General features: G+C 71.5%; 29 protein-coding genes. 13 read left to right on the top strand and 16 right to left on the bottom strand.

The genetic code is table 11. The features are described from left to right. Nucleotides 1-19: 19 nt before the first annotated feature. The 3 genes from AC2XR2_RS42050 to AC2XR2_RS42040 all read left to right on the top strand — a co-directional run bounded on the left by AC2XR2_RS42050 (nt 20) and on the right by AC2XR2_RS42040 (nt 3,662). The gene (locus AC2XR2_RS42050; protein WP_381302686.1) at nt 20-1,006 is read left to right on the top strand and encodes a carbohydrate ABC transporter permease; all 987 of its coding nucleotides are present in this window, start codon (nt 20-22) and stop codon (nt 1,004-1,006) included. Further along, complete coding sequence (locus AC2XR2_RS42045; protein WP_330262331.1) at nt 1,003-1,824, top strand: carbohydrate ABC transporter permease; 822 nt, start codon at nt 1,003-1,005, stop codon at nt 1,822-1,824. The genes AC2XR2_RS42050 and AC2XR2_RS42045 overlap by 4 nt, the downstream gene beginning before the upstream one ends. A 92-nt stretch (nt 1,825-1,916) precedes the next feature. Beyond that, the gene (locus tag AC2XR2_RS42040; RefSeq protein WP_491518027.1) at nt 1,917-3,662 is read left to right on the top strand and encodes an RICIN domain-containing protein; all 1,746 of its coding nucleotides are present in this window, start codon (nt 1,917-1,919) and stop codon (nt 3,660-3,662) included. Nucleotides 3,663-3,717: 55 nt separating this feature from the next. Here the strand turns inward: AC2XR2_RS42040 and AC2XR2_RS42035 are convergent, their stop codons facing one another. The 4 genes from AC2XR2_RS42035 to AC2XR2_RS42020 all read right to left on the bottom strand — a co-directional run bounded on the left by AC2XR2_RS42035 (nt 3,718) and on the right by AC2XR2_RS42020 (nt 6,768). Continuing rightward, entirely contained in the window at nt 3,718-4,572 is an 855-nt protein-coding gene (locus AC2XR2_RS42035) for a YwqG family protein (RefSeq protein WP_491518026.1), read from the bottom strand. A gap of 83 nt (nt 4,573-4,655) precedes the next feature. Continuing rightward, nucleotides 4,656-5,102: a riboflavin biosynthesis intermediates N-glycosidase gene (gene ybiA, locus AC2XR2_RS42030; protein ID WP_381302683.1), complete on the bottom strand. Its 447-nt coding sequence runs from the start codon at nt 5,100-5,102 to the stop codon at nt 4,656-4,658. A 61-nt stretch (nt 5,103-5,163) separates the two neighbouring features. Next, a complete protein-coding gene (locus AC2XR2_RS42025; protein ID WP_381302682.1) occupies nt 5,164-6,087 on the bottom strand; it encodes an NADP-dependent oxidoreductase in 924 nt (307 codons plus the stop codon). Nucleotides 6,088-6,129: 42 nt separating this feature from the next. Further along, entirely contained in the window at nt 6,130-6,768 is a 639-nt protein-coding gene (locus tag AC2XR2_RS42020; protein WP_381302681.1) for an HD domain-containing protein, read from the bottom strand. A 135-nt stretch (nt 6,769-6,903) separates the two neighbouring features. Here AC2XR2_RS42020 and AC2XR2_RS42015 point away from each other — a divergent pair, with 135 nt between their 5' ends. After that, nucleotides 6,904-7,878, top strand: a complete 975-nt coding sequence (locus AC2XR2_RS42015; RefSeq protein WP_491518025.1) for a GlxA family transcriptional regulator — start codon at nt 6,904-6,906, stop codon at nt 7,876-7,878. A 135-nt stretch (nt 7,879-8,013) separates the two neighbouring features. After that, nucleotides 8,014-8,706, top strand: a complete 693-nt coding sequence (locus AC2XR2_RS42010) for an IMP cyclohydrolase (RefSeq protein WP_491518024.1) — start codon at nt 8,014-8,016, stop codon at nt 8,704-8,706. A 33-nt stretch (nt 8,707-8,739) separates the two neighbouring features. Here AC2XR2_RS42010 and AC2XR2_RS42005 read toward each other — a convergent pair whose 3' ends face one another. Further along, nucleotides 8,740-9,141 (bottom strand): RidA family protein, encoded by a 402-nt coding sequence (locus AC2XR2_RS42005; RefSeq protein WP_491518023.1) that lies wholly within the window; start codon nt 9,139-9,141, stop codon nt 8,740-8,742. A gap of 102 nt (nt 9,142-9,243) precedes the next feature. On the opposite strand from AC2XR2_RS42005, the gene AC2XR2_RS42000 reads away from it, so the two are divergent. Continuing rightward, nucleotides 9,244-10,212, top strand: a complete 969-nt coding sequence (locus AC2XR2_RS42000; protein ID WP_491518022.1) for a helix-turn-helix transcriptional regulator — start codon at nt 9,244-9,246, stop codon at nt 10,210-10,212. 33 nt (nt 10,213-10,245) lie between these two features. On the opposite strand, the gene AC2XR2_RS41995 is transcribed toward AC2XR2_RS42000, so the two are convergent. Further along, nucleotides 10,246-10,698, bottom strand: coding sequence for an Lrp/AsnC family transcriptional regulator (locus AC2XR2_RS41995; protein WP_491518021.1), 453 nt, complete (start codon nt 10,696-10,698; stop codon nt 10,246-10,248). A 79-nt stretch (nt 10,699-10,777) separates the two neighbouring features. On the opposite strand from AC2XR2_RS41995, the gene AC2XR2_RS41990 reads away from it, so the two are divergent. The 4 genes from AC2XR2_RS41990 to AC2XR2_RS41975 all read left to right on the top strand — a co-directional run bounded on the left by AC2XR2_RS41990 (nt 10,778) and on the right by AC2XR2_RS41975 (nt 13,746). Next, nucleotides 10,778-11,515, top strand: coding sequence for an AzlC family ABC transporter permease (locus AC2XR2_RS41990; RefSeq protein WP_381302675.1), 738 nt, complete (start codon nt 10,778-10,780; stop codon nt 11,513-11,515). Next, nucleotides 11,508-11,834: a branched-chain amino acid transporter permease gene (locus AC2XR2_RS41985; protein WP_381302674.1), complete on the top strand. Its 327-nt coding sequence runs from the start codon at nt 11,508-11,510 to the stop codon at nt 11,832-11,834. Before AC2XR2_RS41990 ends, AC2XR2_RS41985 begins: the two co-directional genes overlap by 8 nt. Then, nucleotides 11,824-12,648, top strand: a complete 825-nt coding sequence (locus AC2XR2_RS41980; protein ID WP_449348400.1) for a thioesterase family protein — start codon at nt 11,824-11,826, stop codon at nt 12,646-12,648. The genes AC2XR2_RS41985 and AC2XR2_RS41980 overlap by 11 nt, the downstream gene beginning before the upstream one ends. A 312-nt stretch (nt 12,649-12,960) precedes the next feature. After that, nucleotides 12,961-13,746, top strand: a complete 786-nt coding sequence (locus tag AC2XR2_RS41975) for a COG4705 family protein (protein ID WP_491518020.1) — start codon at nt 12,961-12,963, stop codon at nt 13,744-13,746. Nucleotides 13,747-13,822: 76 nt separating this feature from the next. Here AC2XR2_RS41975 and AC2XR2_RS41970 read toward each other — a convergent pair whose 3' ends face one another. The 4 genes from AC2XR2_RS41970 to AC2XR2_RS41955 are packed head-to-tail and all read right to left on the bottom strand — an operon-like array spanning nt 13,823 to nt 17,199. Continuing rightward, nucleotides 13,823-15,217, bottom strand: coding sequence for a sensor histidine kinase (locus AC2XR2_RS41970; RefSeq protein ID WP_491518019.1), 1,395 nt, complete (start codon nt 15,215-15,217; stop codon nt 13,823-13,825). Then, a complete protein-coding gene (locus AC2XR2_RS41965) occupies nt 15,214-15,876 on the bottom strand; it encodes a response regulator transcription factor (RefSeq protein ID WP_491518018.1) in 663 nt (220 codons plus the stop codon). The genes AC2XR2_RS41970 and AC2XR2_RS41965 overlap by 4 nt, the downstream gene beginning before the upstream one ends. After that, nucleotides 15,830-16,546 (bottom strand): phosphatase PAP2 family protein, encoded by a 717-nt coding sequence (locus tag AC2XR2_RS41960; protein ID WP_491518017.1) that lies wholly within the window; start codon nt 16,544-16,546, stop codon nt 15,830-15,832. The genes AC2XR2_RS41965 and AC2XR2_RS41960 overlap by 47 nt, the downstream gene beginning before the upstream one ends. Continuing rightward, the gene (locus tag AC2XR2_RS41955; RefSeq protein WP_491518016.1) at nt 16,543-17,199 is read right to left on the bottom strand and encodes a phosphatase PAP2 family protein; all 657 of its coding nucleotides are present in this window, start codon (nt 17,197-17,199) and stop codon (nt 16,543-16,545) included. The genes AC2XR2_RS41960 and AC2XR2_RS41955 overlap by 4 nt, the downstream gene beginning before the upstream one ends. Nucleotides 17,200-17,323: 124 nt before the next feature. On the opposite strand from AC2XR2_RS41955, the gene AC2XR2_RS41950 reads away from it, so the two are divergent. The 3 genes from AC2XR2_RS41950 to AC2XR2_RS41940 all read left to right on the top strand — a co-directional run bounded on the left by AC2XR2_RS41950 (nt 17,324) and on the right by AC2XR2_RS41940 (nt 19,169). Continuing rightward, on the top strand, nt 17,324-17,695 hold the full coding sequence (locus AC2XR2_RS41950; RefSeq protein ID WP_381302667.1) for a BlaI/MecI/CopY family transcriptional regulator: 372 nt from the start codon (nt 17,324-17,326) through the stop codon (nt 17,693-17,695). Then, complete coding sequence (locus AC2XR2_RS41945; RefSeq protein WP_381302666.1) at nt 17,692-18,639, top strand: M56 family metallopeptidase; 948 nt, start codon at nt 17,692-17,694, stop codon at nt 18,637-18,639. The genes AC2XR2_RS41950 and AC2XR2_RS41945 overlap by 4 nt, the downstream gene beginning before the upstream one ends. Before the next feature lie 137 nt (nt 18,640-18,776). Then, nucleotides 18,777-19,169: a VOC family protein gene (locus tag AC2XR2_RS41940; RefSeq protein WP_491518015.1), complete on the top strand. Its 393-nt coding sequence runs from the start codon at nt 18,777-18,779 to the stop codon at nt 19,167-19,169. 29 nt (nt 19,170-19,198) lie between these two features. Here AC2XR2_RS41940 and AC2XR2_RS41935 read toward each other — a convergent pair whose 3' ends face one another. The 6 genes from AC2XR2_RS41935 to paaA form a co-directional block, all read right to left on the bottom strand. After that, nucleotides 19,199-20,263, bottom strand: coding sequence for a YihY/virulence factor BrkB family protein (locus tag AC2XR2_RS41935; RefSeq protein ID WP_491518014.1), 1,065 nt, complete (start codon nt 20,261-20,263; stop codon nt 19,199-19,201). Nucleotides 20,264-20,401: 138 nt separating this feature from the next. Next, nucleotides 20,402-21,505: a 1,2-phenylacetyl-CoA epoxidase subunit PaaE gene (paaE, locus tag AC2XR2_RS41930; protein ID WP_491518013.1), complete on the bottom strand. Its 1,104-nt coding sequence runs from the start codon at nt 21,503-21,505 to the stop codon at nt 20,402-20,404. Then, nucleotides 21,505-22,065 (bottom strand): 1,2-phenylacetyl-CoA epoxidase subunit PaaD, encoded by a 561-nt coding sequence (gene paaD / locus AC2XR2_RS41925; RefSeq protein WP_491518012.1) that lies wholly within the window; start codon nt 22,063-22,065, stop codon nt 21,505-21,507. The genes paaE and paaD overlap by 1 nt, the downstream gene beginning before the upstream one ends. Continuing rightward, complete coding sequence (gene paaC / locus AC2XR2_RS41920) at nt 22,059-22,889, bottom strand: 1,2-phenylacetyl-CoA epoxidase subunit PaaC (RefSeq protein WP_491518011.1); 831 nt, start codon at nt 22,887-22,889, stop codon at nt 22,059-22,061. The genes paaD and paaC overlap by 7 nt, the downstream gene beginning before the upstream one ends. 20 nt (nt 22,890-22,909) lie before the next feature. Beyond that, nucleotides 22,910-23,212, bottom strand: a complete 303-nt coding sequence (gene paaB / locus AC2XR2_RS41915) for a 1,2-phenylacetyl-CoA epoxidase subunit PaaB (RefSeq protein WP_449349776.1) — start codon at nt 23,210-23,212, stop codon at nt 22,910-22,912. Next, nucleotides 23,209-24,231 (bottom strand): 1,2-phenylacetyl-CoA epoxidase subunit PaaA, encoded by a 1,023-nt coding sequence (gene paaA, locus AC2XR2_RS41910; protein WP_449349777.1) that lies wholly within the window; start codon nt 24,229-24,231, stop codon nt 23,209-23,211. Before paaA ends, paaB begins: the two co-directional genes overlap by 4 nt. Nucleotides 24,232-24,240: the final 9 nt, after the last annotated feature.

Genomic DNA, 24,240 nt, shown 5'->3' with positions numbered 1-24,240 from the left:
CCCGCATCCAGGAGTTCACATGACCACCGCCCGCGTCGGCCACCGTCCCCAGCGGGCCCCGGCCACCAGGTCCGGGGCGACCGGCACCGCCGAGGAGGCGGAGATCCGCGCGCTGCGCCGTCGCCGGCGCCGCAGGAGCCGGCTGACCGCCCTCGCGTTCCTCGCCCCGCTGGCCGTCTACCTGGCCGCGTTCTACGTCTATCCCCTCTACCGCAACCTCGACCTGAGCCTGCGCGACTACACGGTCCGCTCCTTCGTCGCCGGTGACGCGCCGTTCTCCGGCTGGGACAACTTCCGTACGGTCCTCGACGATCCGACGTTCGGGCCGGCGCTACGGCACACCATGCTGTTCACCTTCGTGTCGATCGCCTTCCAGTACGTCCTCGGGCTCGCGCTGGCCGTCTTCTTCAACCGGCACTTCCGCCTCGCCGGCACCCTGAGGGCCCTGTTCCTGATCCCGTGGCTGCTCCCGCTGATCGTGTCGGCGTCCACCTGGTCGTGGATGTTCAACAGCGAGTCCGGCGTCATCAACTACGCCCTCGGACTGGTCGGCGCCTCCCCCGTCGACTGGCTCACCTCGCCGGACTGGGCGCTGACCTCGGTCGTGATCGCCAACATCTGGATCGGCATCCCGTTCAACCTGGTCATCCTCTACAGCGGACTCCAGAACATCCCGGGCGAGCTGTACGAGGCCGCCTCCCTGGACGGGGCGAGCGCCTGGCAGCAGTTCCGCCGGATCACCTTCCCGCTGCTGCGCCCCGTCTCGGCGATCACCCTGCTGCTCGGACTCGTCTACACCCTCAAGGTGTTCGACCTGATCTGGATCATGACCAAGGGCGGCCCCGACGACTCCTCCTCCACGCTCGCGACCTGGTCGTACCAGCTCGGCTTCGGCAGCCTGCTGCCCAAGTTCGGCCCCGGCGCGGCGGTCGGCAACATCCTCATCCTGATCGCCCTCGTCTTCGGCCTGCTGTACATCCGCGTCCAGAGGAGGCAGGAAGCGTGAACTCCCGTACCGGCAAGCGCCGTTACACCGTCATCGGGCTCCTGCTCACCGCCGTGATGCTGTTCCCGGTGTACTGGATGATCAACGTGTCGCTCACCCCGCAGCAGGACATGCGCAAGGATCCGCCGGACCTGCTGCCGCTGCACCCCACCTTCGAGGGCTACCGCGCCGTCCTCGACGACCAGATGCCCTACCTGGGCACCAGCCTCCTCATCGGTCTGGGCACGGTCGCGCTCACGCTCCTGCTCGCCGCCCCGGCCGGGTACGCGCTGGCCAAGCTGCGGCCGTGGGGCGGGGGCGCGCTCGGACTCGCCCTGCTGGTCGCCCAGATGATCCCCGGCATCGTCATGGCGATGGGCTTCTACGGCATCTTCCTGGACCTCGGTCTGCTCAACTCCTGGTGGGGGCTGATCATCGCCGACTCCACCATCGCCGTGCCGTTCGGAGTCATGATCTTCACGGCGTTCATGTCCGGCATCCCCGGTGAGCTCATCGCGGCCTCCCGCATCGACGGCGCGGGCACGTTCCGCACCTTCTGGTCGGTCGTGCTCCCGGTCAGCCGCAACGCCCTGGTCACCGTCTCCCTCTTCAGCTTCCTGTGGGCCTGGTCCGACTTCGTCTTCGCCAACACCCTCGACAGCGGCGGCGACCTCAGGCCGATCACCCTCGGCATCTACAAGTACATCGGCAACAACAACCAGGAATGGAACGCGATCATGGCCACCGCCGTCGTCGCGTCCGTCCCCGCGGCGGTCCTGCTGGTACTCGCCCAGCGCTATGTGGCCGCGGGGGTCACCGCGGGCGCGGTCAAGGACTGAGCCCGCCCCCCGGGCAGGCCCGCCCCGGCACGTTCGCCCCCAGGAAGGTCCTTCTCCCCCTCCCCCTCCTCCTCTCCTCAGGAGATCCCTCAATGAGCCGCAGTATCAGACACGCGCGCCTCACGGCCGCCCTCGCCACCACCGCGCTCGCCGCGGCGGGACTCGCCACCGCCGCTCCGGCGCAGGCGGTCCCGACCTCCTCCACCACCCTGGTGGTCAACGCCAACCAGACCCTGCGCTCGGTCACCCATGTCGCCACCGGCAGCCTCTACGGTCTCGCCAGCGACAGCACCCCCTCCGACAGCCTGACCAACGCGCTGAAGCCGAACACCTTCGTGCAGATGGCCCCGGGCGGCTCGCAGCTGCCCAACGGCGAGCCCTCGCCGGCCGGTGACGCGCTCGTCGTGGCCCCCAAGGCGGCCCGGGCCGGCGCCAAGGTGGTCGTCCGGATGCCGGACTGGTACCCCAACTTCCCCTACAAGTGGGTGAGCTGGTCCGACTGGCTGTCGGCGGTGGACAAGCAGATCGCCTCGGTGAAGTCCTCCGGCGCCACGAACATCGCCGCCTACGAGCTGTGGAACGAACCGGACTGGACGTGGGACACCACCAACGCGGGCGCCTTCGACGCCGGTTGGGCGCGGACGTACAAGGAGGTCCGGGCGAAGGACGCCACGACGCCGATCCAGGGCCCGAGTTACTCGGCGTGGAACCAGTCGTGGATGACGACCTTCCTCACCGACGCCAAGGCCGGCGGGACCGTCCCCGACGTCATCGCCTGGCACGAGCTCCAGGGCAGCAAGGACATCGCCGCGCATGTCTCGGCGTACCGCGCGCTGGAGTCGAGCCTCGGCATCAGCCCGCGGCCGATCTCCATCGAGGAGTACGCCGAGCCGTCCGAGATGGGCATACCGGGCTCGCTCATCGGCTATGTCGCCAAGTTCGAGCGGGCGGGCGTGCATGACGCCGAGCTCGCCTTCTGGAACCACTACGGCACCCTCGGCGACACCCTCACCGACACCGGCGGATCGCCCAACGGCTCGTACTGGATGTACAAGTGGTACGGCGACATGTCGGGGAACATGGTGGTCACCACTCCCCCGGCGCAGACCGGCATCGACGGCATCGCCTCTCTCAACGGCTCGGGCAACCAGCTCAGCGTGATCGCGGGCGGCTGCGCGGGTTCCTGCGCGGTGACGGTCAACGGCCTGTCGTCGCTGTCCGCGTTCGGCGGTACGGTCCACGTGAAGCTGGAGTACACGCCCAACACCGGCCGTACGACCGCTTCTCCGGGCCCGATCACGATCTCGGACGCCGACTACACGGTCTCGGGCGGCTCGATCACGGTCCCGGTGACGATGAACGCGTCGGACGGCTACCACCTGGTGATCACGCCAAGCGGCACGTCCACGTCACTGGCCGGGCGGTACCAGATCACCAACAAGAACAGCGGTCTCGCGCTGGACACCCTCAACGCGGGCACCGCGCAGGGGACTTCGGTGGTCCAGGCGACCTCCACGACCGGCACGGACCAGAACTGGACGCTGGTGGCCGCCGGTTCGGGGCTCTACAAGATCGTCAACCAGAAGAGCGGGCTGCTGCTCGGCATCACCAACGCCGGCACCGCCTCCGGCGGCACCGCGCTGGTCTGGGGTGACAACGGCACGGCCGACCACCTCTGGCAGCTCATCCCCGCCCGTGACGGGTACTACAAGATCGCCAACTACAACAGCGGACGGCTTCTCGGGGTCGATCAGATGAGTACGGCGTCCGGTGCCCAGGTACTCCAGTGGGACGACAACGGAACCGCCGACCATCTGTGGAGGCTGACCGCGCGCTGAGCCGGTGGGTGTCGGACGTGTGGGTGGGGCACGGTCGCGTGTCCCACCCCGCGTGCTAGCCCTGCAGGGTGACCCGGGCCTGGTCGAAGCGCCGGGCGGCGAGGTCCTCCGGGCGGATGAGCCAGTACAGGACGCCGTCGTCGCCCCAGGTCGTCCTCGCGTCGCTGTCACTGGCGAACTGGGCCAGCAGCACCCAGCGTTCGGCCTCCTGGTCCAGTGGTTCGTCGCCCCACGCGAGCGTGCCGCCGTACGTCGCGTTCGCGATCTCGTACTCCACCGGGCCCTGGACGGGCACGGCGTGGCCGCCGATCTGGTGGTCGACCCGGGTGCGCAGCCGCCTGAAGGCGCGGACGAACGGCTTGAGTCCGGCCGGGGTGTCGCGGGGGTGGGGCCAGGGGCGGGTGTCGCCGAGGAGGGCTCGCCGGGTCTGGGGCAGCCACAGGTCCGGGGCGCTCTGCCCGGTGGCCGCGGCGAGTTCCACGCGCGGGAACCCCGCCAGGACCGGAGGCGGGTCCGCGGGGAGGACGGGGGTGTTCTCCGGGAGGTACAGCACCCGGGCTCCGGCCCGGGTTTCGGGATCGTCGACGGAGACGAAGGCGTCCTCGTCCGCCTGGCCGTCGAAGTAGAAGAAGAGCAGCGTCCCGTCCCGGGGGAACTCCTCGGCGAGTCCGTCTCGTGGCAGCGCGGCACAACGCACCGAAGCGACGAAGGACAAGGGTCCGTGTCCGGGCCACTCGGGCCAGGCCGTCCCCGCCGGAAGGTCCGGGGCGCCGCCGAGGACAGCCACGATCGGCTCGCCGGCCTCGGCCCGGCGCAGGCGGGCACACGGGCGGAGGAGCGCCGTCCAGCGCTGCGCGAGATCGCCGGGAAGGTGCTCGGCGGCCAGCCGGGAGTACTGCTCATCGGTCATGGCAGTCATCTTTCAACGGCCGCAGAGCCACTCCCCGGAACTCGGGCCCCCGGTCACTGGATTACGTAGCCGGTTGCGTGGTTTCACCGACCCTCGACGAGGAGCCGGCTTCGGGTGCGCATGAGTATCCTGCCGAGCATGTTCTTGCCGTTCCCGGTCCTGCCCCGGCCCCAGTAGTGGTCGGTGGTGGTGTCCTCGACGATCTCTTCGTCACCGGTGGACAGCAGAACCTCGCGGATGTCGGCATGCGTGCGGAACTTCGCCGCTACCGCGCGGCGCATCACGTCGTCCTTGACCCGCTCCCAGTCCCTGCGCAGCGGCTTGGACGCATCACGCCCCAGTTCCGCCGCACGCAGGGGTGTGCGAGCACGCCGGACGAGATCGGCGTGGCGGGTGCCCGCGAACTTCTGTGCCTGGAAGTAGTGCTCCGACGTGGGCCACCAGGACCCGTCGAGGTCGAAGCCATGAGCGGAGAAGTTGGAGAAGCATCCGTACGGGACCTCGTCGGCGCCGTAGAAGTAGATCGTCATGAGGACCTCACGGGAGTCACTGAAGCTCGCACAGTTTCGGACACGCTCCCGTCGCCCGCAATCAGTTTCCCTCGGCCACGCGGATGATCGTGCGGCCGGGAACCCGCTGTCCTGAGGTGAAGGCGGCGGGCGCCTCGGCCAGGGGCCGCACCGCGCCGACCCGTACCCGGAGCCGGCCGTCCCGCACACGCTGGGCGAGGTCGGCGAGGCGGGCGCGGTCGGGTTCCACGACGAAGAAGACGGCCCTGCCGTCGTCGGGGCGCACGGTGGGTGGCTGGACGATCGTGACGAGGGTGCCGCCGGGGCGTACGAGGGCCGCCGAACGGTCGAGCACGTCCCCGCCGATGACGTCGAACACGACGTCGACCTGCCCGGTGTCCTCCAACCGGTCGGCCTCCAGGTCGAGGAACGCGTGCGCGCCCAGGTCGAGCACGGTGTCCCGGTCCGCGGCACGGCCCGTGCCGAGCACGCGGGCTCCCGCCTCGCGCGCCAACTGGACGGCGAGCGAGCCGACACCGCCGGCCGCGCCGTGGATCAGGACGGTCTGGCCGGTGGTGAGGCGGGCGTGGTCGAACAGGCCCTGCCAGGCGGTCAGTCCGGAGATCGGCAGGGCCGCGGCCGTCGTGTGATCGATGTCGGCGGGGAGCGGGGCGAGGTTGCGGGCCTCCACGGCGACGTACTCGGCGAGCGAGCCGTCGCGGGTCCAGTCGGCCGGCCCGAAGACCCGCTGGCCGACGGTGAGGCCGGTCGTGCCGTATCCGAGTTCGGTCACCACCCCGGAGACCTCGTGGCCGGGCACGCTGGGCGTACGGTCGCGGCCCGCGCGGTCGGTCCAGGTCGCGGGCCAGTCGAGTTCTCCTCGGGTGAAGCCCGCGGCGTGCACCCGGAGGATGACGTCGTTCTCGGAGGCGTGGGGGTGGGGAAGGTTTTCGAGGCTCAGGCCGGTGATTCCGGCCTTGCGGTCCCGGACGGTGATGGCTTGCACGAGTGGTCCTTCCTGGTGTGCCGTGCCGCGAATGTGCCGGTGCTACCGCGGCCACGGCGCGTCGAGAATGCGTTCCACCATGGACGTACGGCGGAATCCGGGGACGAAGTGTTCCAGGACATCCGCGTTGACGGTTCCGTAGGTGGTGTCGGGGCGGTCTTTCAGGCCATCGACGAATGCCTGAAGGAATTCCTTCTTGAAATCGCCCCGCGGATGAGCGGTGACGATCTCCTTCGTACGGTCCTTTTCCAGGCCGTCCAGCTCCCAGCCGACCGCGTCGGTGAGCACGCCGTAGTTCGTGGCGGCGACCTCGGGGTCCATCCGGGCCGGGATTCCCGGTGTGGTGTGCAGGGCGATCGCTCTCCAGACCACCTGGGCGGCGCTCGTGGAGAAACCGCGGTCGAGCAGGAATTTCTGCGCGTGGTCGGCGCCGTCCAGTTCGAAACGCTGCGGTGTGTCGGAGAACGGGATCACCAGTCCCGTGTCGTGGAACATCGCCGATATGCAGAGCAGCTCGGGATCGGGCCGGAGATCCCTGGCACGCGCGTGGAGGGAACCGAAGAGGAATACCCGCCGGGAGTGGTGGAAGATCAGAGGGTTCGTCCTCTCCCGGAGAAACTCCGTGGCCTCCGCGACGGCCGGGGTATCGGGTATTTCCACGCCTGCGATGATGTCGGTCATGATGCCCGTGCTTTCCGATGCGATGTGTGGTGGACGCACCCTGTGTCCGTCCTCCACGGTGCCGAACGTGCGGTGGGCGGCGCCGCCTCGGTCCGGCCATGAACCACTCGAATCCGGTCATCCCAGGGTGGGCCAGTGAGCTCCGCTCCGCACCGGGTGGCGGTCCTCGTCTACGACGGCGTCAAGCTGCTGGACGTCGCCGGTCCCGCCGACGTGTTCGGGGAGGCGAATCTGCTCGGCGCCGACTACCGGATCGCCCTGGTGTCGTCGACGGGCGCCGACGTGACGTCCTCGGTCGGCATGCGGATCGCGGTCGACGGCAGCGCCGCCACGCAGCCGGACCCCGACACGTTCCTGGTGCCGGGCGGTGATGTCTATCCCAGGACCGCGATCACGCGCGACCTGGCGCAGGCGGTCGGCGATCTGGCGGCCCGTGCCGGTCGGGTCGCGTCCGTGTGCTCCGGCGCGTTCGTCCTCGCGGCGACCGGTCTCCTGGACGGCAGACGGGCGACCACGCACTGGAAGATCGCCGGCGAACTCGCCGCCCGGCACCCCAAGGCACACGTCGACCCCGACGCCATCTATGTGCGCGACGGCACGATCTACACCTCGGCGGGCGTCACCGCGGGCATCGACCTCGCCCTCGCTCTCGTCGAGGAGGACCACGGGCCCGACGTCAGCAGGGAGGTGGCCCGCTCCCTGGTGGTCTATCTGCAACGACCGGGCGGCCAATCCCAGTTCTCCGCACCCCTGCAGGGTCCACCGCCCCGCTCGCCCGCCCTGCGCAGGGTCGTCGACCTGGTGACGGCGGACCCCGTCGGCGACTACTCCCTGGCCGAACTCGCCGGGCGGCTCAACGTCAGTACGCGCCACCTGACCAGGCTGTTCCGCGACGAACTCGGCACGACACCGGCCCGGTACGTCGAGTCGATCCGTTTCGACGTCGCGAAGTCACTGCTCGACCAGGGGTACACCGCGACACAGGCGGCGTCCATGGCAGGCTTCCCGAGCTACGAGAGCCTGCGCCGCGTGTTCGCACGGGAGTTGTCCCTCACGCCGGCCGGTTACCAGCGCCGGTTCGCGACGACGCGGCGCGTGGACCGGCCCTAGCGGCCCCCACCTGCTCGTCCTCGGAGTCTTTGCCAGGTGACAACCTCACCGCGAGGGGCTGGATGCCCTTGGTCCGCTTGGATGTCACCAGCGGCTTCGCGCCGTGACGTCACCACGCAGAGGGGTGCAAGCGCAGTGGACTCGCTCAAAGACGTACTGGCCGCCAACGACTACCCCGGCCGCGGCGTGCTGTGGTGCACCACGGGTGACGGCACTGCGCGCGGCGCGTACTTCCTCACCGGGCGCAGCCCCGCCTCGCAGGCCCGTACCCTGCGCTCCACTCCCGAAGGCGAACTGATCGTCGCGGCGACCGGCGTACGCGAGCACGACCGCCTCCGGCACTACGTCGCCGCCCGTCGGACTCCGCGGTGGCTGGTCTTCGGCAACGGAGAGCAGGTCTCCACGGTCGCCGACCGGCTCGACGCGGGACAGGCTCCGCTCCTTGCCCTGGACGGCCTCGACTACGAACCCGACCCGCCGATCTTCACCCCGCGTCTGACCGTGGTCGCGGGGGCGGACGGCCAAGCCTGGTTCGGCGCCGCCCGACGCAGTGCCGGGGACCGCGCCACCACCAACCGACTCACCCTGCATGTCAGTGAGTTGCCTCCCGGCGAGGGGGTGCTCATGACGACCTACCGGTCCGACGGACAGCACATCACCACCGGCGCCCCCTTCACGGAGATCCGCACCACCGCCGAGAACAGCGACACCCTCCTCGACGAACTGTGGTCGACACTGCCACCCCGCCTCCGCATCGCCGCGGCCGTCTTCACACCCGGAGACCTGACAGGCGCCACCATCCGAGAGCTCTCGCGTCCGAGTGGCTGAGCAGCGGCACAAAACTGAAGGTCACCCAGCGCCTCAGGCGACCGCCGTTCCCTCCAGTTCGATCATTTGGCCAAGGATCGCCAGACGAGTCACGCCGAGCAGCGTGGTGGGTGGTTTCGCGTCGGCCGCGGTCAGGCGGGACGCCAGTACGCCGTAGTGCGGGAGGAGTCGGTCGACGTCGGTGGTGTAGATGGTGAGGCGGACGAGGTGCGCGAGGGTCATGGCGGCCTTGTTCAGCACGGCCTCCAAGTTGTCTAGGCTGAGGGCCAGTTGGGCGGCCATGTCGCCGTCGTGCTGCGGTTTGCCTTCGCTGTCCATCGCGGTCTGGCCGGAGCAGTACAGGGTCCGCGTGTGGCCGGAGACGAGCTCCGCCTGGTTGAAGCCCAGTCCCAGGGACCACGTCACCGGATTGATGGCCGTTCGTTCGAGTGTCACTGCTGCGTCAACTCCCTGCGGATTGGCGTGAGTTCCGTTGTCGTGAGGAGCCTGCCAAGGAAACGTGACACCCTTGGTCATGTATTCGCATAGGGTCCGCGTATGCGTGCCGATCGGCTGGTCTCGCTCGTGCTGTTGCTGCGTCAGCGCGGTCGGTTGACCGCGGGCGCGCTGGCCCGCGAGCTCGAGGTGTCCACCCGTACCGTGCTGCGGGACATCGAGGCGCTGTCCGCGGCCGGGGTCCCGGTCTACGCCGAACGCGGTCGGCATGGCGGGTTCGCGCTGCTGCCGGGTTTCCGCACCGAGCTCACCGGTCTGAACCAGGACGAGGCCCTTGCCCTGTTGACCGCCGGATCCGGGCGGGGCGATCAGGCGTTCGGACTCGGTTCGGCGCTGGCCTCCGCCATGCGCAAGGTCGTCGACGCGCTGCCCGAGACCCACCAGGCCGCCGCGAGCGACGCTGCGCGGCGCTTCCTCGTCGAGCCGGACACCGACCTGCTCTCGCGCCGGCCGGTCGCCGAGGAGGTGTCCGGTACGGCGATGATCGAGATCCGGCGCGCCGTGCTGGCCGGTCACCGACTGCGCATCCACTACGCGGCCACGGGCCAGGCGCCTCAGTGGCGCACGGTGGATCCGATCGGACTGGTCACCGTGCGCGACCGGGGGTACCTGCTGGCCACGCGATCCGGCGCGGACCGCACCTACCGGCTGGCGCGGGTCCTGGCCGCCGAGGAACTTCCCGAACCGGCGCAGCGACCGAACGCGGTTGACCTGGACCGGGTCTGGCGGGAACGCTGCGCCCGGTTTCTGTCCGACGGCCACATCGTCGTACTGGTACGGGTGCATCCCGCGCGGCGGGAGGAACTGCTGAGCACCGTGGTGGCTCTCCGCGCCGCGGAACCCGACTCGGACGGCTGGCTGCGGCTGACGGTGACGTTCCAGGATCTGCGCCACGCCGAATGGGCGCTGTGGCAGCTGGGCACGGACGCGGAGGCGCTGGCCCCGGCAGCGCTGCGGACCGCCCTGCGTGACCGCGCCTCCGCGATCGCCAGGCGCTACGCGGCGTCGTGAGCTGCACATCTCGTGGTGGTGCAGCCCTGCCTGTCAGGCGTTGGCCCCAGGACTCGGCTTCACGGTTTTCATCGTGAAATGGGACGTGACGTTCTTGATCCGGGGGATGGTCATCACGCGGCCGCTCAGGAACGCCTCGTACGCCGGCAGGTCGGCGACGGCCACGCGCACGAAGTAGTCGGGGCTCCCGAACAGGCGCCGTAGCTCCAGGACCTCGTCCGCCTGTGCCAGCGTCTCCTCGAAGCGCTGGACCGTCTCCGCGTCCTGCGCCTCGAGGCTGAGGTCGATCAGGACCTCGAAGGAGCGGCCCACCGAGGCGGGGTCGATCACGGCCCGGTAGCCCCGGATGACCCCGTCGGCCTCCAGGCGCTGCACCCGCCGCAGGCACGGCCCCGCGGTCAGGCCGACGCGCTGGGCCAGCTCCACGTTGGTCAGCCGCCCGTCCCGCTCCAGCTCGGCAATGATTGCCCTGTCGATCGCGTCCACGAAAGAATATTGCGCCACAGAGGGCCGCCTGGGCAATATTCGCAACCACATGTCTCGGCTTCTGCGCGACGATGGATCCGTGCGACAAGACGTGTCCCCCCGCCCGGCCGCTACGGCCCCGGCCGCTCCCGCCCCCAGGTCCCGCATCGCCCTCGGCGTGCGCGACTCCTTCTCCGCGGGCCTCGGCATCTTCCCGCTCGGCATCGCGCTGGGCCTGCTGATCGTCCAGGCCGGGCTGCCCTGGTGGCTGGCCCCGGCCCTCTCCCTGGCCGCGTTCGCCGGCTCCCTGGAACTGCTGCTCGTCGGCATGATGGCCGCCGTCACACCGCTCGCCGCGGTCGCCCTGACCGTGCTCGTGGTCAACTTCCGGCATGTCTTCTACGCCTTCTCGTTCCCGCTCCACCTGGTCAGGCACCCGGTGGCCAAGGCCTACGCCGTCTACGCGATGATCGACGAGGCGTACGCCGTCAACGCCTCGCTGCCGGAGCACGAGCGGTCTGCGCCCCGGCTGCTGGCCCTGCAGATCGCCTGTGAGACGTACTGGGTCGGCGGCGGGCTGGTGGGCGTCGCCCTGGGAGCGGCCCTGCCCGCCCCGGTCAAAGGCCTGGAGTTCGCCCTGTGCGCCCTGTTCACGGTGCTCACCCTGGACGCCTTCCGCTCGCGCGCGGAGCTGCCGTCCCTGTTGCTCGCGGGCGCGAGTGCGACCGTCGCCCTCGTCCTGACGCCGGGCATGGCGATGTTCACGGCGCTCCTGGTGTTCGTCGCCCTGCTCCTGGTCCGCCACCTCGCGACGGCACGGAGGAGCGCCGATGCCTAGCACCTCGTACCTGATCGCCGTCCTGGCGATCGTCTTCGGCATCACGCTCGCCCTGCGCGCCCTCCCCTTCGCGGTGCTCGGCCGGCTGCGCGGCTCGGAGATCGTGCGCCGCCTCGCCCTGTGGATGCCCGTCGGGATCCTCGGCATCCTCGCCGTGACCGCACTGCACGGCACGGTCACGACCGACCCGGGCGGCACCTGGTACGCGCTGCTCGCTGTCGCCGTCACGGTCGGCGTCCACCTGGTGTTCGGCCGTCGCACCATCCTGAGTGTGGGCGCCGGCACGGCCCTGTATGTCGTCCTGCTCAATGCCCTCTGAACACCCTGGGGAGAACGTCCCGTTGACCACCGACAGCTACTTCGAAGCGATCGACGACCACCGCTACAAGCCCACCCGGCACGCGGGGGGCGCCTGGGATCCCGAGGAGCAGCACTTCAGTCCGCTGGGCGGTCTGATCGTCCACGCCCTCGAACGCCACCGGGCCGCGCGGCCGGACGGCACTCTGGTGCTCTCCCGGATCAGCTACGACATCCTCGGCCGCCTCGCCCTCGACGAGTGCCACGTCGAGGTGGAGACGATCCGGCCGGGCCGGACCATCGAGCTGCTGGAGGCGGTCGTACGGATAGAGGACCGTCCGGTGGTGCGGGCGCGCGCCTGGTATCTGGCGGCGCACGACACCACCGCCGTGGCGGGCGGCCCCGACGACCGGCTCCCGCCACCGGAGTCCCTCGGGTCCTGGCGGTTGTCCGACACCTGGCCCGGCGGCTACATCGCCTCCCTCGACGTCCGCCCCGTCGCACCGCCCCGACCAGGTCGTACGGCCGCCTGGATCTCGACGCCTCTCGACCTGGTCGCCGGCCGGCCCAGCGGTCCTGTCGCCTCCTACCTCGCCCTCGTCGACACGGCCAACGGCATCGCCGTACGGCAGCCGCCCGGGCAGTGGATGTTCCCCAACGTCGACCTCACCGTCCACCTGCACCGCCCACCACGCGGGCCCTGGACGGGGCTGGACACCACGGTCACCTTCGGCCCCTCCGGACAGGGCCTCACCAGCACGGTCCTGCACGACCTCGACGGGCCGGTCGGACACGCCCAGCAGATCCTCACGGTCCGGCGGCTGCCGGGAGCGTGAGGTCGAGGGCGGCGTCCCGGACACGTTTCGGCTGCGATCCCACCTGGCGAAGGCAGGAGGGGCCGCTCTGGAGTCCTCCCCCCCCCAGCCTCACCGGCCCGCCCCTCGTCGGTACGGTCGCCGCGCTCACCCTGCTCCCGCTCACCGCCCTCGCCGTCGGCGGCACCTCCGTCGGCAGCCGGGTCGTGTCCCGGCGCACCGACCCGGGCCGGGCTGCGGACCCTCGGCGGACTCCGCAACCTCGCTGCACCCCGGTCGGATCCGGGGTGACGTTCAGGTCGTGTTCAGGCAACCGGTGCCATCGTGCGGATCATGACCGCAGAGCACGTCCTGGACGGCCGGCCCCTCGTTCCTGTGCGCCGGACGGCGAACAAGGTGCCGGAAGTCACCGTCTACTTCTGGATCATCAAGGTGCTGACCACCGGGATGGGCGAGACGGCGTCGGATCTTCTGGCGAAGGTCCTCGGGCCGGTGCCCGCGGTCGGACTCGGGGGTCTCGCCCTGATCGCCTCGCTCGCCGTGCAGTTCGTTCTACGGCGCTATGTCGCCTGGGCCTACTGGACGGCCGTCGTCATGGTCAGCGTGTTCGGCACCATGGCCGCCGACGTCCTGCATGTCGGCCTAGGTGTGCCGTACGTCGTCTCGACGCCGGCCTTCCTCGTCGTGCTGGCCGCGGTCTTCGCCCTCTGGTACCGCTCCGAGCGGACGTTGTCGATCCACGGCATCCGCACGCGCCGCCGCGAGGCGTTCTACTGGGCGACCGTCCTCGCGACCTTCGCCCTCGGTACCGCCGCGGGCGACCTCACGGCCGGTATCGGGTTCGGCTACCTCGGTTCGGCCGTGCTCTTCGCCGCCGCCATCTGTCTGCCGGCCCTCGCTCACCGCTTCGGCAACCTGAACGCGGTGACCGCCTTCTGGACGGCGTACGTCATCACCCGCCCGCTGGGTGCCTCCCTCGCCGACTGGATGGCCGTGGGGCACACCCGTGGCGGGCTGGGGCTCGGGTTGGCGCCGGTCACCCTCGCCTGGACGGCCGCAATCGCCGCGTTCGTCGCCTACCTCGGCGTGTCGCGGCGCGACGTGCGCGGCGACGGCTGAGCGGGAAGCCGTCTGCGAGGGCCAGCAGGTGGGGCTTGCACGGGGCGTGCCGGGCTCGCTTCCTCTCGAATGTCGCTCATCCAACCGGCAGGGTGACCGTGAACCTCGCTCCCGGTGTGTGCCGGGCGTCATGGACGACTTCTCCCCCGGCCTGGCGGGCCAGGCGGCGTGCGAGGGACAGGCCGAGGCCCGCGCCGTCGTGGCCGTCGTCCGGGTCGGCACGGCGGCCGGGCTGGAAGAGGTCGGTGGTGAAGGTGTCCGGTACGCCGGGGCCGTCGTCCTCGACATCAATTCGGATGGCGCCGGGGGCCGGGCGTGCGCGTACGGTCACCGTCGCGTCGGCGTGGCGGAGGGCGTTGGCCAGCAGGGGGCTGACGATCCGTTCGAGGACGGTGTCGGTGACGCCCGCCGTCAGCTCCGCGTCCGGGGTCTCGACCCGGATCTTCACTCCGCGGGCGGCGTCCTGGAGTTCGGTCAGCCGGCGGAGCAGCGGGCCGACGTCGGCGGTGCCGGGAGCGGTCGCGGGGTCCCTGGTGCTGTCGCGCGCTTCGTCAAGCAGGGTGTCGCAGATGGCGCGCATCGATCGGGCCGCCTCGGCGATCACCGCGTGGGTGGCGTGCGTCTCGGCCGCCGAGCGGGGGCGGGCGCGCCACCAGTCGAGTTCCGCGACGATGCGGGTGAGCGGGGTGCGCAGTTCGTGCGACAGCTCCGCGGTCAGCTGCTGCTCGTGTCGCAGTACCGCACGGATGCGGTCCAGGAGGGCGTCGAGGGAGGCGCCGAGGCGGGCGAGTTCGGCCGGATGCCGTGCGGTGCCGAAGCGTTGGGCGGAACCCACGGCGCACCACCGGGTGGCCTGGTCGGTCATCGTGCGGACGGGGCGCAGTGCACGGCCGACCATGAGGTGGGTCAGTGCGCAGGTGCAGGCGAGCGTCACGGCGTCCAGGACCAGGGAGCCGACCAGCATGGTGTCGGCCGAACTTCGGTAGGGCGAGAGGTCCAGGGCGGTGACGACAGTGGCGGTGGAACGACCCCCGGTCACGAGGTCGGAGCACAGCCGGACGGACTGGTGCCGTTCCCCCCGTACGGTCGTGCAGGTCCGTCCCTCGTGCGCGGCGAGCCGGCCGGCGGCGACGGTGCGGGGGTTGTGGGGCGTGGCGGACGGTGGTTTCTCCAGCAGGTGGTTCCCGGTGTAGATCCAGGTGTTGGTATCGAGGAGGCCGTCGTGGCCGGTCGCCAGGACGCGCACGTGCGGGCCGGTGGTGTCGACGGTCGTGGCGACCGCGGCCGCCCGGCCGAGCAGTTCGTCGTCGGCCTGCTGTCGCAGGTGCCGTTCCATCACGGTGTTGAAGACCACGGTCAGGACCGTCATCAGCAGTGCGGCGGCGGTCAGTGCCACCAGGGAGAGACGCCCGCGCAGGGTGGCCGGGGTGTGCGGGGTGCGCGGAGTGAGGCGCCGCAGGACGCGGTTCATGAGAGGCGGTGTCCGATCCCCCGTGCGGTGCCGATCGTCATTTCGCTGTCCGCCGCGCGCAGCTTGCGCCGCAGGCGGCTGAGGTACTGGTCCAAGGTGTTGTCGCTGACGTGCGCGCCCTCCGGCCAGCCGGCCCGGACCAGGTCCCGCCTGCGCACGAGGTCCCCGCCCGCCGCGGCGAGCACGGCCAGCAGCCGGAACTCTGTCGGTGAGAGGGCGACGGGCACCCCCCGCACGGTCGCGTGGTGGCCCACCGGATCCAGGACCAGGTCACCGGCGGTGGCCGGCGACGGAGGTCCGGCGCGTCTGAGCGCGGCGCGCAGCCGGGCGGTGAGTTCGGCGAGGTGGAAGGGTTTGGGCAGGTAGTCGTCGCCTCCGGCGGAGAAGCCGGACAGCCGGTCGGTGATGTGGTGACGGGCCGTCAGGAAGAGGACCGGCGCGCGGAGTCCCCCCGCGCGCAGGGCCTGGCACACGTCCCGTCCGTCGGCGTCGGGCAGCCCGACGTCCAGGATCACGCCGGCGACGTCGACGGTGGCCAGGCGCAGGGCCGTGGCTCCGTCGGCGGCGAGGACGGGGGTGAAGTCCTCGTCGTACAGGGCGCGGCGCAGGACGTCACGCAGGGCGTGATCGTCCTCGACGACCAGGATCTTGGGGCGCATGCTCCTCCGGGGACTGCGGATCTTCGGGCGGGGCGAGGAAGGTGGCGGGCAGCCAGTGGGCGGCGGCGCACAGGCACAGCCCGAGCCAGCCGCCGGCGAACAACCAGCCGCCGACGACATCGCTGAACCAGTGCACGGCGAGGTAGCCGCGGGTCAGCCCGACCAGTGCTCCCCAGCAGCCCACGGCGACGCACAGGGCGGTGCCGCCGCGTGGGGCGCGCAGGGAAAGCGCGACGACGAGCAGTCCCGCCGTCAGTGCCCCGGTGGTGGCATGTCCCGAGGGGAAGGACCAGCCACTCGCCGCCGTCGCCCAGTCGACGCGCGGTGGGCGGGGCCGGTGCAGGGCCTCCATCACGCCGTAGCGCAGGGCCTGTCCGCCGGTGAGGCAGGCGAGGCCGAGTGCCGCGGCCGACAGGCGCTGCCGCGCGCTCCGTCCGGCCACGACACCGGCGAGCGCGGCGAGGAGGTAGGGAAGGGCTCCGGTGCCGGTGGCGGTCACGCCTCGCGCCAGGGCCAACAGCAGGCCCGGGCGGTGGTGGAGCGACCAGGTGAGCAGGGAGTGGTCGAACCAGAGCGGGCCGCCGTGGGTGGTGACGGCCAGGACCGCGAACGCCGTCCAGGCGCCGACGCCGACACTGCCGGCCAGTTCGGTGACGTCACCGCGCTTCATGACAGCGTGACCAACGGGTTCAGCGGTGTGCCGGTGAGGAGACGGGCGACGGTCTGTGCCCGCCGTCTTGTGAGGGTCATCAGGCCGAAGGCGACAGCGGCCCCCACGGTCACCCCGGCGAGCACGTCGTGCGGATAGTGCACGCCGACCCACACCCGGGAAGCCGCCATGGCGAGCGCGGCGGCCACGGCCCACGCGCCCAGTCGGCGGGAGACGAAGAGCAGCGCGACGGCCGAGGCGGCGGCGACGGCCGCGTGGTTGCTGGGGAACGACCAGTCGCCGGGCGTCGGACACGCCTCCAGCGTCTTGACCGCGAGGCTCCGGCAGGGCCGCTGCTCGTGCACGAGGAGCTTCAGCACGGCGTCGACCCCGTACGCCGCCGCGACGGTCGCGGGCACGGCCAGCGCGATGATCGCCGCCGGGGCGTCCACGCGTCTGGCGCGCCACCACCCCGCGACCATCAACAGGGCGAAGAGCAGCAGCCCGTACGCCGACCACGCCGACACCACGGTGTCCAGCCAGCCGGGGGCGCGCTGGGCCAGCGCGACGACATGCCGGTAGGCCGAGCCGTCGATGGACGCTCCGCCGAGGGCGAGGAGCTTTCCCGTGGGGCCCACCGCCAGGTGCGGCGGCCCGGCTACGGTGGCGGTCATCCGGTGATTCCCTTCGCTGCGACCAGGCGGACGGACGGGACCCCGGCACGACGGTCCCCGACCGACTACAATTATGTAGACGGTCTACGTCACTGTAGACGATCGCGGAGTGAGGAAGGTTCCCATGACCGAGGCGAGGGACGACCGGCGGCCGGCGGGTGAGCTGGAGGCGGCCGTGCTGGCCGCCCTGTGGGCCGCGGACACACCGCTCACCCCGGCCCAGGTCCAGGCGGAGCTCGCCTCCGACCTGGCCCGCACCACGGTGACCACGATCCTGTCCCGGCTGCACGAGAAGGGGACCCTCGAACGGGAGCGACGGGGCCGCGGCTTCGCCTACCGCCCCGTCGCGGACCCGCACGGCCTGACGGCCCTGCGCATGCACGGCGAACTCGACCGCGACAGTGACCGGGCGACCGTCCTGGCCCGCTTCGTCGACCGGCTCAGCCCCGACGACGAGCAGGTCCTGCGTCAGCTGCTCGAGGACGGACCGCGATGATCACGCTGCTGGTGGTCCCGCTGCTCCTGCCCTGGGCCGCCCCCGCGCTGGCGCGCCGGGTGCCCGCCCGCTGTTCCCCGGTCGCCGCCCTGTGGGCCCTGACCGTCTCGGCCGTCCTCCTCGCGGGCGGCACCGTGGCGGCCCTGGGCACCCTCACCCTGACCGGTCTGCTCAAGCTCCCGGCCTTCGCCGCGCTGGGTGAGCTGGTCCACCCCCTGCGCACCCCCTCGGAGCGGGTGGTGCTGCCGCTCGCCGCGCTCGCGGCCGGCCTGCTGACCCTGGCCGCCCTCACCCTGGGTCTGTCCCTCGTACGTCAGACCGCGGGCCTGCGCACCGCCCGGGCCGCGGCCGACCGGCAGCCCGCCGTGGGCGACCTGTGTGTCATCGACTCCCCGCGTCCGGACGCCTACGCCCTCCCCGGGCGCCCGCACCGCATCGTCGTCACCACCGCCATGCTGCGCAGCCTCGACGCCTCAGAGCGCGAGGCGCTCTTCGCCCACGAGCGCGCCCACAACGCCGGTGGTCACCACTACTTCCTGGCCGTGGCCGAGCTGACCGCCCACTGCCACCCGGCCCTGCGCCCGGTCCGCGAAGCCATCCGGCTCGCCGTCGAACGGGCCGCCGACGAGGCCGCGGCCGGCTCCGTGGGCGACCGCCGCCTCACCGCGCGTGCGATCGCCCGCGCGGCACTGGCGACGAACGCCACGACCGCCACCACCGGCCGTGACACAGCCCGTCCGACGGTCACCCCCGCCGCGACCACGGGCCCGGTGCCCCAGCGCGTGGCCGCCCTCATGGCTCCCGCCCGGCCCACACGCCGCGCCGTGCCGTGGCTCGCCGCGCTGCTGGCCGCGTGCGCGGTACTCTCCTGCGCCACTGCGGCGACCGGGGCGGTCCGCGTCCATGAGGACATCGAGATCGCCCAGGGTGAGACGGGCGGCTGAGCCGAAGCGCGGCCGCTCCGGGGCGCGTCGGCACGGTTCAAGGGGTCGACGGCTCCTGCGCTCGGGGTCCGGGAGGACCTCCGCTACCGGCCCGCCACCGGGTCTTCGTCGGTCGTTGGACCGGGCACAAGCACTGAATGAAGCCCTCCCCGCGTTTCACCCTGGCTGCGACCACCCTCGACGCGCCGGACGCCCATGAGCTCGCCCGGTTCTACCGGGAACTGCTGGGGTGGTCGGCCCGCAAGGAGGAACCGGGCTGGGTCGAGATCGCGCCGCCCGACGGCGGTCCCGGGTTGTCGTTCCAGACGGAGCCGCGCTTCACCCGCCCGCAGTGGCCCGCCCGCGAGGCCGAGCAGCAGATGATGATGCATCTGGACGTCGAGGTGGACGATCTGCCGTCGGCCGTCGACCATGCCCTCGCCCTCGGCGCCACCCTGGCGGAACTCCAGCCCCAGGACGATGTGCGCGTGCTACTCGATCCGGTGGGCCATCCCTTCTGCCTCTTTGTGCACGCCGGCCCGGACGTGTGACGGGCGGCCCCGGGTCTCCATGGCCAGGATCAGGTCTCGTCCAGTCGCTGTACGTCTTCCTCGGTCCACGTCCGCGTGTCGCGCGGTTCGGTGTACGGCTCCTTGTCCGGCGGCAGCCCGCCGACGATCGCCCGCTGCCGGACGCTCTCGGCGTCGAACTCCAGCCCGAGCAGGATGGCCAGGTTGCTGATCCAGAGCCACACCAGGAAGACGATGACGCCCGCCATGGTGCCGTAGGTCTTGTTGTACGAGGCGAAGTTCGCCACGTAGAACGCGAAGCCGGCGGAGGCGATCATCCAGATGAGCAGGGCCAGGAAGCTGCCCGGGGTGATCCAACGGAAGCCCTTGACCTTGGCGTTGGGGCTGGCCCAGTACAGGATGGCGATCATGAGGGTGACCAGGACGACGAGGACCGGCCACTTGGCGATCGACCACACCGTCAGTGCCGTGTCCCCGATGCCGAGGGCGGTGCCGGCCTGCTGGGCGATGCCACCGGTGAAGACCACGATCAGGGCGCTGACCACGGCGAGGACCATCAGCACGACGGTGAGCGCGACCCGCAGGGGCAGGATCTTCCAGACCGGGCGTCCCTCGGGCATGTCGTAGACCCTGTTCGCGGTCCGGATGAACGCCGCGATGTAGCCGGAGGCCGACCAGACCGCCAGCACCAGGCCCACGATCGCCATGACGGAGCCGGTGCCGGCGTTGCCCTGGAGCTGCTCGACGGCCCGGGTGATGATGTCGCGGGCCGAACCCGGGGTGAGCTGCTTCAGGTTGTCGAGCACCTTGTCGGTGGCCGACTTGCCGGTCAGGCCCATCAGGGACACCAGGACCAGCAGGGCCGGGAACAGTGACAGCACACCGTAGTACGTCAGGGCGGCCGCGCGATCGGTCAGCTCGTCGTCCTTGAACTCGCGCACGGCTCCTTTGAGGACCCCGCGCCACGCATGCTTCGGCAGCCGCGTCGGCGTGTCCGGTGCCTCGCGCTCCACGTCGGGCCCCGGCCCGGCCTCCTCGGGCGCCGGAGCCTCGCGGGCCTCGACCTCGTCGTCGCTGTGATGCGCCTTGTTTCCTGGAAGATGCAACCTCGCCATGCGCATCGAGTAACCCCGGCGCCCCTGCCTACGCCCCGGAAAAACGGCCCCAGGTCGGTGCAGGGAGCCGAGGTGGTGGGCGGGGCGGACTGGGTCGATGGGCGCCCCCGCGCAGAGCGCCCACGCCCACGTGCCGCCTCAGCTGTCGTAGTCGACCGTCAGCGTCTCGGAGGCCGGGAAGGACTGGCAGGTCAGGACGTAACCGGCGTCGACCTCCGCGGGTTCCAGGGCGTAGTTGCGGCGCATGTCCGCCTCGCCCTCGGTGACCAGGGCGCGGCAGGTGCCGCAGACTCCGCCCTTGCAGGCGAACGGCAGGTCGGGGCGGGTCTTCTGGGCGCCGTCCAGGATCGTCCGGGCGCGGGACAGGGCGCCGGTGGTGGAGCGTCCGTCGAGGGTGATGGTGACCTGGCTGACGGGCCCTTCGGCGACGGCCTCCTCGTGCCGCACCTCGCGCACCGGCTCGTCGTCGGCGTAGAAGAGCTCCTGGTGGATCCGGTCGGCGGGGACCTTCAGGTCGGTGAGCACGCGCAGCGCGTCGCGGACCATGCCGTGCGGGCCGCACAGCCACCAGTGGTCGGCCGAGCCGACGTCCACCAGCGCGTCGACGAGCGCGGCGAGCCGTTCGGCGTCCAGGCGACCGGAGAGCACCTCGGCCTCGCGGGGCTCGCGCGAGAGGACGTGGGCGAGCTGGAAGCGGGTGGGGTGCAGGTCCTTCAGGTCGGCGAGTTCGTCGGCGAACATGACCGAGTCGGTGCGGCGGTTGCCGTAGAAGAGGGTGACCCGGGAGCGGTCGTCGGCGGCGAGGACCGACTCGGCGATCGACAGCATCGGGGTGATGCCGGAGCCGGCCGCGATCAGGACGTGGTGGCCGGGGGTTGCGAGGTCGGGGGTGAAGGCGCCGGTCGGTGCCATCACCTCGACGACGTCTCCGGGCGCGAGCTCGCGCACCAGCCAGGAGGAGAACAGGCCGCCGGGCACCTCCCGCACGCCGATGCGGGGCGAGGTTCCGGCCGGGGCGCAGATGGAGTACGACCGTCGCTCGTCCCGCCCGTCGACCTGGCGGCGCAGGGTGAGCGACTGCCCGGGCGCGAAGGCGAACTCCTCGGACAGTTCGTCGGGGATCTCGAAGGCGACGGTGGCCGCGTCCTCGCAGAGCCGCCGCACCTCGGCGACCCGCAGCGCGTGGAACGCGGGCCGGCGGCGCCGCGCCCGGACCGGGGCGGGGCTCAACAGGTCCTCCATCAGATCTCCTTGAGGTACTCGAACGGCTCGCGGCAGGCGCGGCAGCGCCACAGCGCCTTGCAGGAGGTGGCGCCGAACCGGGAGGTCTCCTCGGTGTCCGCCGAGCCGCAGCGCGGGCAGGCCACCTGGTGCCGGGTCGGGGACAGCACCAGCGGTACCGGGCCGGGCGCGGACCGGGGCGCGGGGCCGGGCGGGGCGATGCCGTGCTCGGCGAGCTTGCGGCGCCCGTCGGGGGTGATCCAGTCGGTGGTCCAGGGCGGGTCGAGCACGGTGCGGATCTCCACGCGCGCGTACCCGGCCTCCGTCAGCCGGGCGGCCACCGCGGCCCGCATCTCCGCCATCGCCGGGCAGCCGGAGTAGGTCGGGGTGAGGGTCGCGACGACGGTGCCGTCCGCGCCGACCTCGACCTCGCGCAGCACCCCGAGGTCGGCCAGGGTGAGCATGGGCAGCTCGGGGTCCGGCACCTGTGAGGCGATGTGCCTGGCGTGCCCGGCGTGCCCGGCGTCGGTCGAAGAGGCCGAGGCCGTCGAGGCCGTCACCACAGTCGAGGCGGTCACCATGTCGCCCCCGGATGCGCCCGGGCCACGGACTGCAACTCGCCCAGCAGCGGCGCGAGATGCTCGGTGTGGCGGCCCTCGCGGCCCCGGCCGGGCAGGGGCTGCCAGGCGGGCATGCTGAGTCCGGCCGCCTCCGTCACCTGCTGGAGGACGGCGACCACCTCGTCACGCACGTCGTACGCCGCGAACAACTCCCCCATATAGGGCGCGACTTGGCCGAGAGCGGTCTGGGTACGGCGATGCGACTCCTCGGTGCCGTCACCGAGCCGTACCGCCCACTCGGCGGCCCACTGCCGGTGGTAGGCCAGCTCCTTGACGCCCTTGGCGGCGACGGCGGCGAGCACCGGGTCGGGATCGCGGGTCAGCCGCTCGAAGTGCGCGAGACGCCAGCTGGACAGCACCAGCAGCCGTACGACACTGAACGCGAAGTCCCCGTTGGGCAGTTCGGCCAGGCGTACGTTGCGGAAGTCGTCCGGGTCGCGGAAGTACGCGTAGGCGTCCTCGTCGCGGCCGGTGCCGTCAGCCTGGCCGCAGCGGGCGTACAGGAGCCGGGCCTGGCCGAGGAGGTCGAGGCCGATGTTGGCCAGGGCCACCTCCTCCTCCAGTTCGGGCGCGCGGGTGGTCCACTCGGCGAGCCGCTGCGCCGAGACGAGGGCGTCGTCGCCGAGCGCGAGGCAGCGCGCGGCGAGGTCGTCCCGGTCGACGCCCGCGGGGACACCGGTGTCCACGCCGTGCAAGGGGTCCTCGAAGCCGGTGCCGAACGCCCACCGGGCGTCGCTGTCGTCGTGTCCCTCGGCGAGGGTCATGTAGACGTGGTCGTCACTCATGCCTGTTCCTCGGTGCGGGCCTAGATGTGCGGGACGTCGTCGGGGATGTCGTAGAAGGTGGGGTGGCGGTACACCTTGTCGGCGCTGGGCTCGAAGAAGGGGTCCTTCTCGTCGCGGGTGGAGGCCGCGATGTGCTCCGAGCGGACGGCCCAGATGCTCACCCCCTCGTTGCGCCGCGTGTACAGGTCGCGGGCGTGGGTGAGGGCCATGCGGTCGTCCGCCGCGTGCAGCGAGCCGACGTGGACGTGGTTCAGTCCCCGCTTGCCGCGCACGAAGATCTCGTACAGCGGCCAGTTCGCCCTGGTCTCGTGCTCGTCGCTCATACCGCCGCTCCTTCGTGCGCGCCCGCCTGAAGCCCGGCCGTGAGCGTCTGCCGCCCGGCCGCGCGTGCCTTGTTCTTCGCCGCGTGCGCCGCGGCCGCCTGCCGTACCCAGTCGCCGTCCTCGTGGGCGCTGCGGCGTCGTTCGACGCGCTGCGCGTTGCAGGGTCCGCCGCCCTTGATGACCCGCATCAGCTCGTCCCAGTCGGGGGTGCCGAAGTCGTGCCGGCCGCGCTCCTCGTTCCACCGCAGCTCCGGGTCGGGCAGGGTCACGCCGAGCTTCTCGGCCTGGGGCACGGTCATGTCGACGAAGCGCTGGCGCAGTTCGTCGTTGCTGTGCCGCTTGATCTTCCACGCCATGGAGGCCGCCGAGTTGGGCGAGTTGTCGTCGGGCGGGCCGAACATCATGAGGGAGGGCCACCACCAGCGGTTCACCGCGTCCTGGACCATCTCCCGCTGGGCGTCGGTGCCGCGCATCATGGTCATCAGCAGTTCGTAGCCCTGCCGTTGGTGGAAGGACTCCTCCTTGCAGATCCGCACCATCGCGCGCGCGTAGGGGCCGTAGGAACTGCGGCACAACGGAACCTGGTTGCAGATGGCCGCGCCGTCCACGAACCAGCCGATCACGCCGACGTCGGCGAAGGTCGGCGTCGGGTAGTTGAAGATCGACGAGTACTTCTGACGGCCCGCGATGAGCCGCTCGGTGAGGTCCGCGCGGTCCGCGCCGAGGGTCTCGGCGGCCGAGTACAGGTACAGGCCGTGGCCGGCCTCGTCCTGGACCTTCGCGAACAGGATCGCCTTGCGGCGCAGCGAGGGCGCGCGGGTGATCCACTCGCCCTCCGGCTGCATGCCGATGATCTCCGAGTGGGCGTGCTGCGCGATCTGCCGGATCAGCGTGCTGCGGTAGCCGTCGGGCATCCAGTCGCGCGGTTCGATGCGCTGGTCGCGGGCGATCGTGGCGTCGAAGTGCCTCTGGAGCTCCGGTTCGGCGGGCGCCGCCGGACCGGACTGCGTGTCTGTCATGGACTCTCC

This window comes from Streptomyces sp. LS-MS-L19, from assembly GCF_058382285.1.
The sequence above is the reverse complement of the archived record's forward strand: the minus strand, read 5'-3'. Positions and strand labels throughout refer to the sequence as shown.

Coding starts and splice junctions, on each gene's coding strand:
- AC2XR2_RS42050 (WP_381302686.1), top strand. CDS start 20: ATGACCACCGCCCGCGTCGGCCACCGTCCCCAGCGGGCCCCGGCCACC.
- AC2XR2_RS42040 (WP_491518027.1), top strand. CDS start 1,917: ATGAGCCGCAGTATCAGACACGCGCGCCTCACGGCCGCCCTCGCCACC.
- AC2XR2_RS42035 (WP_491518026.1), bottom strand. CDS start 4,572: ATGACCGATGAGCAGTACTCCCGGCTGGCCGCCGAGCACCTTCCCGGC.
- ybiA (WP_381302683.1), bottom strand. CDS start 5,102: ATGACGATCTACTTCTACGGCGCCGACGAGGTCCCGTACGGATGCTTC.
- AC2XR2_RS42020 (WP_381302681.1), bottom strand. CDS start 6,768: ATGACCGACATCATCGCAGGCGTGGAAATACCCGATACCCCGGCCGTC.
- AC2XR2_RS42000 (WP_491518022.1), top strand. CDS start 9,244: ATGCGTGCCGATCGGCTGGTCTCGCTCGTGCTGTTGCTGCGTCAGCGC.
- AC2XR2_RS41985 (WP_381302674.1), top strand. CDS start 11,508: ATGCCTAGCACCTCGTACCTGATCGCCGTCCTGGCGATCGTCTTCGGC.
- AC2XR2_RS41980 (WP_449348400.1), top strand. CDS start 11,824: ATGCCCTCTGAACACCCTGGGGAGAACGTCCCGTTGACCACCGACAGC.
- AC2XR2_RS41975 (WP_491518020.1), top strand. CDS start 12,961: ATGACCGCAGAGCACGTCCTGGACGGCCGGCCCCTCGTTCCTGTGCGC.
- AC2XR2_RS41970 (WP_491518019.1), bottom strand. CDS start 15,217: ATGAACCGCGTCCTGCGGCGCCTCACTCCGCGCACCCCGCACACCCCG.
- AC2XR2_RS41965 (WP_491518018.1), bottom strand. CDS start 15,876: ATGCGCCCCAAGATCCTGGTCGTCGAGGACGATCACGCCCTGCGTGAC.
- AC2XR2_RS41960 (WP_491518017.1), bottom strand. CDS start 16,546: ATGAAGCGCGGTGACGTCACCGAACTGGCCGGCAGTGTCGGCGTCGGC.
- AC2XR2_RS41955 (WP_491518016.1), bottom strand. CDS start 17,199: ATGACCGCCACCGTAGCCGGGCCGCCGCACCTGGCGGTGGGCCCCACG.
- AC2XR2_RS41950 (WP_381302667.1), top strand. CDS start 17,324: ATGACCGAGGCGAGGGACGACCGGCGGCCGGCGGGTGAGCTGGAGGCG.
- AC2XR2_RS41945 (WP_381302666.1), top strand. CDS start 17,692: ATGATCACGCTGCTGGTGGTCCCGCTGCTCCTGCCCTGGGCCGCCCCC.
- AC2XR2_RS41940 (WP_491518015.1), top strand. CDS start 18,777: ATGAAGCCCTCCCCGCGTTTCACCCTGGCTGCGACCACCCTCGACGCG.
- AC2XR2_RS41935 (WP_491518014.1), bottom strand. CDS start 20,263: ATGGCGAGGTTGCATCTTCCAGGAAACAAGGCGCATCACAGCGACGAC.
- paaE (WP_491518013.1), bottom strand. CDS start 21,505: ATGGAGGACCTGTTGAGCCCCGCCCCGGTCCGGGCGCGGCGCCGCCGG.
- paaD (WP_491518012.1), bottom strand. CDS start 22,065: ATGGTGACCGCCTCGACTGTGGTGACGGCCTCGACGGCCTCGGCCTCT.
- paaC (WP_491518011.1), bottom strand. CDS start 22,889: ATGAGTGACGACCACGTCTACATGACCCTCGCCGAGGGACACGACGAC.
- paaB (WP_449349776.1), bottom strand. CDS start 23,212: ATGAGCGACGAGCACGAGACCAGGGCGAACTGGCCGCTGTACGAGATC.
- paaA (WP_449349777.1), bottom strand. CDS start 24,231: ATGACAGACACGCAGTCCGGTCCGGCGGCGCCCGCCGAACCGGAGCTC.